The organism is Actimicrobium sp. CCI2.3, from assembly GCF_035019065.1.
GTDB lineage: Bacteria > Pseudomonadota > Gammaproteobacteria > Burkholderiales > Burkholderiaceae_D > Actimicrobium.
Map to the genome: position 1 here is coordinate 1 of NZ_JASJWR010000094.1, position 544 is coordinate 544.

2 tRNA genes are annotated in these 544 nt (G+C 49.4%); both read right to left on the reverse strand.

The features are described from left to right. Positions 1 to 249 precede the first annotated feature (249 nt). Positions 250 to 325, reverse strand: a tRNA-Ala gene (locus QN370_RS20595). 34 nt (positions 326 to 359) lie between these two features. Beyond that, positions 360 to 436: transfer RNA gene (locus QN370_RS20600), tRNA-Ile, on the reverse strand. Between the last annotated feature and the right edge of the window lie 108 nt (positions 437 to 544).

The following is a 544-nucleotide window of genomic DNA, read 5'->3' on the forward strand; positions in this document are numbered from 1 at the left end:
CGCTTGCGCGGTCCAGCTAGATGCAAGCATGTTGAATACATGTTTGTTGATTACAATCACTACCCACCAGTATCTCTGTTTCTCGCTTTCACGAGTCTCGTCGACACTGATAAATCTTTACTTCTTCCAAATTGTTAAAGATCGAACAGCTCATGGTTTCTTGTTATAAAAAACCAAACCTAAATACGTCGTTGCGCTTCGCGCAACCACTGCTTAGGTTTGCATTTTTACTTCCGTGCTTTGTCTTTCTGGTGGAGGTTGACGGGATCGAACCGACGACCCCCTGCTTGCAAAGCAGGTGCTCTCCCAGCTGAGCTAAACCCCCCAGGTGCTTTACTTACTACTTCGGTACTCTGTCTTGGTGGGTCTGGTTGGGCTCGAACCAACGACCCCCGCGTTATCAACACGGTGCTCTAACCAACTGAGCTACAGACCCGCTTGAACCCGCACCACCAACTCGCCTCTCGGCTTGTTTGTCTGCTTGTACTTCTGCTGTTCTTCTCTCGACTAACAGCTGATAAGTGTGGACACATGGCTTCCGCGC